This is a genomic window from Nitrincola tibetensis (genome assembly GCF_003284585.1).
In the GTDB taxonomy this organism is placed as follows: Bacteria; Pseudomonadota; Gammaproteobacteria; order Pseudomonadales; family Balneatricaceae; genus Nitrincola; species Nitrincola tibetensis.
Genome location: NZ_QKRX01000030.1, coordinates 1 through 5,422 on the forward strand (window position 1 = coordinate 1; position 5,422 = coordinate 5,422).

4 protein-coding genes are annotated in these 5,422 nt (G+C 45.7%); all 4 read left to right on the top strand.

Annotation, left to right across the window (positions count from 1 at the left end):
• Window positions 1–240: 240 nt before the first annotated feature.
• Window positions 241–1,863 carry a transposase gene (locus DN062_RS18275; protein ID WP_112160725.1) on the top strand — a complete coding sequence of 541 codons (1,623 nt, stop codon included), beginning with the start codon at window positions 241–243 and terminating at the stop codon, window positions 1,861–1,863.
• Window positions 1,864–2,084: 221 nt separating this feature from the next.
• Window positions 2,085–3,191, top strand: coding sequence for a DUF4062 domain-containing protein (locus tag DN062_RS18280; protein ID WP_112160726.1), 1,107 nt, complete (start codon window positions 2,085–2,087; stop codon window positions 3,189–3,191).
• 27 nt (window positions 3,192–3,218) lie between these two features.
• Window positions 3,219–4,016 carry a glucose 1-dehydrogenase gene (locus DN062_RS18285; RefSeq protein ID WP_112160727.1) on the top strand — a complete coding sequence of 266 codons (798 nt, stop codon included), beginning with the start codon at window positions 3,219–3,221 and terminating at the stop codon, window positions 4,014–4,016.
• Window positions 4,017–4,626: 610 nt separating this feature from the next.
• On the top strand, window positions 4,627–5,422 hold a 796-nt coding region (locus tag DN062_RS18290), incomplete at its 3' end, for a reverse transcriptase domain-containing protein (RefSeq protein WP_275668130.1).

The following is a 5,422-nucleotide window of genomic DNA, read 5'->3' on the forward strand; positions in this document are numbered from 1 at the left end:
TTCTTTAGTACTGAAGCTTTACGCTCACTGGAATAACGAGGCATAACAGTTCTCATTCCACCCGCTCAAAGAATTATAAAAGGCTAAATCGCCAAGTGGACAACTAGGCTAACAGAGCGGGCAGTTCGCGCCTGTGGCGCCGGACGCTCGTACCTCGCGCCGCTGTGCAAAGCGTTCAGGCTGTAGAAAAACCTCTCCATCTAAGCTTTGATAAGACTTTCAGGAAACGGAGGCTTCAGGATGGCAAAGTTCAAACATTATGACTACAACCAGATGTCGATGGTGGTGATTAACTATCTAGAACAGATCCAACCTGGCACGTTTGAATTCGCACTGCATTACCTGATCTCTGAAAAACTCGACCTATCAGCTTTTCACAAGCCCTATAAAAATGATGCCGAAGGTCGCCCAGCATACGACCCTGCGATACTACTCAAAATTATATTATTTGCTTACTCAAAGGGTATTACGTCCAGCCGTGAGATCCAGTGGTGCTGCGAAACGAATATCATCTTCAAAGCCTTATCTTGCGACACCGTGCCGCACTTCACCACGATTGCTCACTTTGTCAGTAGCCGAGCTCAGGCAATAGAAGCCTTATTTGAACAAGTGCTACTCATCTGTGATCAACAAGGATTGTTAGGCCATGAACTCTTTGCTATTGATGGTTGTAAGATGCGCTCTAATGCATCCAAGGAATGGTCTGGCACCTTTAAAGAACTGGAACAGAAACGTCAAAAGCTCAAGCGCTTGATCCAGTATCATCTCAGTGAGCATCAAGAAAAAGATACCTGTGAAAGTGAAGAATCACTGGAACGTAATAATCGCAAGACTAAAACCATTCAAACACTGGATGCGGCTGCCAATAAGATCGATGCTTTTTTAAAGCAGAACCAGCCAAGAATGGGTAAAGGCAAGCGCAGTAAGGAAGTGAAGAGCAATATCACTGATCCAGAGTCAGCCAAGATGACGACCAGCAAAGGCACCATTCAAGGCTATAACGGCGTTGCAGCAGTCGACAAAAAACATCAAATTATCATTGATGCGCAAGCCTTCGGTGAAGGGCAGGAACATCATACTTTGGAACCTGTATTAGNGCAAGCCTTCGGTGAAGGGCAGGAACATCATACTTTGGAACCTGTATTAGAGAGTATTAAAGGATGCTATGAGCGGCTTGGTATTGATGACAATGTATATGCAGGCGGCGTTATCGTGACGGCTGATACTGGCTTTGCTAACGAAGCTAATATGAAGTATTTGCACGAAAATCAGATTAATGGCTATATTCCTGACAACCAGTTTAGAAGCCGCGACCCTAAGTTTGCACACCAAAAAGGAAAATACGGCAAGCGCCATCAGTCCTCAAGAAAGTCTAAAGCGAAACCTCTGATTCCCGCTAGCGAGTTCGAGTTTGATCCAGTTAGGATGATATGTATTTGTCCGGCGGGTGAGCAGATTAGTCATCGGGGAGTTAAAGAGAATGAACGTGGTCAACGCACAGCCTATTTTGAAGGTCGATTACTGCAATGTCGTCATTGCGCTATAAAAGATAAGTGCATGAAGAATCCAGCGTCAGCGAATCATCGCAAAGGTGCCGGAAGACAAGTCAGTTTTGCACTTAACGACCAGCGTGCGCCGACCTATACTGACTGGATGAAGCACCGAGTGGATAGTCCTAAAGGGAAGCAAATTTATAGCCATCGAATGTCTGTTGTGGAACCTGTGTTCGGCAACATTGGCACCAACAAAGGACTCAGCCGTTTTAGTCTGCGAGGTAAAAACAAGGTTCAGGGTCAGTGGCAATTGTACTGTTTGGTGCATAATGTAGAGAAGTTAGCGAAATACGGTGGATTGAGCGGATGAGGCGAAAATCAGGATGAGATGGCTTCTGAATGAGGCTCTGAAGGGGCAATTGCTTAAGGCCTATAAAAGTAAAAGCTAAAAAGACAGATGAAATACGTGATTGCTGACTGAAGTCAGCAATTGAAAATGAATAACATAGACTGGGCTCTGGCGGAAAAACTTGTCGAGATTAGGTTTTTCTACAGGCTCGTTAGGCTTTCCCTAGATTAGAAGATAGAGAAATGGAAAAGAGATATCAGGTGTTTGTGAGCTCTACTTATGCGGACTTATCCGATGAGCGGCAGAATGTGTTTAGAACACTAATGGAAATGGATTGCATGCCAGCGGGCATGGAGTTATTTCCCGCTACTGACGAAGAGCAATGGGAATTCATAAAAAAAATAATTGATGATAGCGACTACTACTTGATAATTATCGGTGGTAGATATGGTTCTTTAACCAGAGAGGGAATCAGCTATACAGAAAAGGAGTTTGATTACGCAGTTGAAAAGGGCATAAAAGTAATTGCACTGATACATGATTCCCCAGAAGAATTAACGCTTTCAAAATCCGAAAAAGACCCAGACCTAAGGGCAAAACTCGATTCTTTCAAAGATAAGGTTAAGGACGGAAGGCTGGTGAAGTTCTGGAATAGGGCCGAGGAATTGTCGGGGCTGGTGGCGCTAAGTTTAACGAAGACTATGAAGGCATACCCAGCGATTGGATGGACTAGGGCCGATTCCCTGGCTTCTGACAAGGCAAATCGGAAGATACTAGAGCTGCAAGATGAGATAGAAATATTGCGCAATAAAATAAGTTCGTTATCTTCTCAAGCTCCTGAAGGGTCAGAGCTATTGGCCCAAGGAGGAGATACCTTCGTAATAAGACTGAAAGCAAACTATTCCAATAGTGATTTGCCTTATCACGACCCCGATAAAGGTTATTTCTTGGATTTTGATTTGTCGGTTTCCTGGGATGATATTTTCGGTATGGCAGGAGTGCCAGCGCTACATCCCGTTCGAGAAACAAAGCTAAAATCTCAGCTATGCACAGCCATAAAGGATTCTTATCTTGAGCAGTTTCTAGAGAAATGTGAAGAAGGGTATCGCCTTACTGGGGTTTCTATAAGCGAAACGCTTTTTCAAACAATAAAGTACCAGCTTTCAGCTCTTGGTTATTTAAATACACTCCAAGAAGTAAAATTAAATAAAGATACAGAAAAGGAAGTAAGCTTCTGTGAGCTTACTCCATTCGGGAAGAGAAAGCTGATGGAAGTTCGTGCAATTTACAAAGATAGTGAGCCTAACAAGTCAAGCCAACAGGACGCGCTAACGCGCGCCTCTGCTTGAAACGTTAGACATTAAGAGGATCGCGTTTTGAGACTTGAAAGAAAAGTTGCTCTAGTCACTGGCGCTGCCAAAGGTATTGGCGAGTCGATTGCAAGGCATTTTGCAGCGGAAGGTGCTTTTGTTTATGTTACCGATATTGATCAGGATAATGGGCAGCAAGTAGCATTATCCCTTGGTCAAGCTGCTCGATTTTCTTTATTGGATGTTCGCGATGAAGCTGCTTGGCAAAAGCTGACTAAGGACATAATCGCCGAACACGGTCGACTTGATATCGTTGCCAACAATGCGGGTATTACTGGCTTTGAAGAAGGCTTCGTTCCGCATGATCCAGAGAACGCAACCTTAGACGCTTGGCGCAAGGTTCATGAGACAAACCTCGATGGCGTCTTTCTTGGGTGTAAATACGCGATTAAAGCCATGCGCTCCACGGGTAAGGGTTCCATTATCAATATATCATCGCGTTCTGGTATCGTCGGTATCCCAACTGCCGCAGCCTATGCTTCTAGCAAAGCAGGCGTACGGAATCATACTAAAAGTGTGGCCTTGTACTGCGCGCAGCAGAATTTAAATGTACGGTGTAACTCAATTCACCCTGCCGCAATTCTGACCCCTATGTGGGAACCTATGCTGGGTGATGGGCCAGAGCGTGAGGCTAATATGGCGGCTTTTGTTCAAGATACACCGCTAAGGCGTTTCGGTTTGCCTGAGGAAGTAGCCTGTGTTGCTGTTATGCTGGCTTCAGATGAATCCGGTTATTTAACAGGAACAGAGATTAATATTGATGGCGGCATTCTTGCGGGTTCAGCCGGAGCACCCGCGAAATAATGTCTAACAAAACGCAGCACGCGCTCCCTGCGGTCGCTGGGACGCCAACCCGCTGCGCGGCTCGTCGCCCGTGTGCTATGCGTTAGTGCGTCAAGCAAAGCTTGATGCATCTTGCAGGGTGTAAGTCCCTGCCGGGTAAGGTTTAACTCACCACCCGTATCGAGTGTTGCGCCTATGGCGGAGTCTGTTTTTTTTTTTTATAGGCGAACAAGATAGGTGAAGCGTACACAGAGAATTAGTTAGGCCATAGGGGATGCGTGTCCCTGAAGAGCTGGTATCGCTTCGATAAACACAATCTGACTGACGAGGTTTGTAACGCCACCGAAGTCCATGCAAAGCAGCCGTTAAAGTGAGGCTGTGGCGAGTCAGCGGAGTTATCAAGCCGTGGCATGACTAAAGAGATGTATCAGGAACTTGAGAGAGCCAGAAGTGTTCCATAGGGATACGGTAGGGACGCTAAGCCACAAGCAAGGCCAACGATGACCTTCTGGCAGTCAGACCCGCTCATAGTAGTCTGAGACGGTAAAGCCGATCACATGGCGAAGGGGCTGGCAGTTATATTCTGCGTTTAGCAGATACATAGGCCGGACAATGTAGGGCTGGAATCACTATGACAACCGAACTAAACGCAATCACATTTAAAGCACAGCACAACCCCAAGCACAGGTTTCAGAACTTATATGGAATGCTAAGCGAAGATTGCCTGTATCAAAGCTGGGGTCAGCTTAATAAGCAAGCAGCGGCTGGGATCGACGGCATTACTATGCCAGAGTACCAGCAGCAACTTGTGTCCAACATTAGCCGGTTAAGTGATGCATTAAAGCGTAAACGTTATCGTGCAAATGACATTAAACGTGTGTTTATCCCCAAGGCAAATGGCAAGCAACGCCCATTGGGCTTGCCCACGGTAGACGACAAGCTGGTGCAACAAGGTGTGAGTCAGATATTACAACATATCTGGGAAGCGGACTTCTTGCCGAACAGTTATGGCTACCGCCCAAATAAAAGTGCGCATCAAGCAGTGGAAAGTACTGTACTGAATCTACAATACAGAGGCTATGGCTATATTGTGGAGGCAGATATTAAAGGCTTCTTCAATAATTTAGACCACAGCTGGTTGATGAAAATGCTGAAGCAGCGTGTTGACGATAAAGCGTTACTGGGAGTGATTAGCCAGTGGCTCAAAGCACGAATAAAATCACCAGAAGGACCGTTTGAATGCCCTCAAACTGGCACGCCGCAAGGTGGCATCATCAGTCCTGTCTTGGCAAATATTTACCTGCATTACGCATTAGATCTATGGTTTGAAAAGAAAGTAAAACCCAAGATGCGTGGCAGGGCGATGTTAATTCGCTATGCTGATGATTTTGCTTGTGCCTTTCAATATGCGAATGATGCAGAGCGCT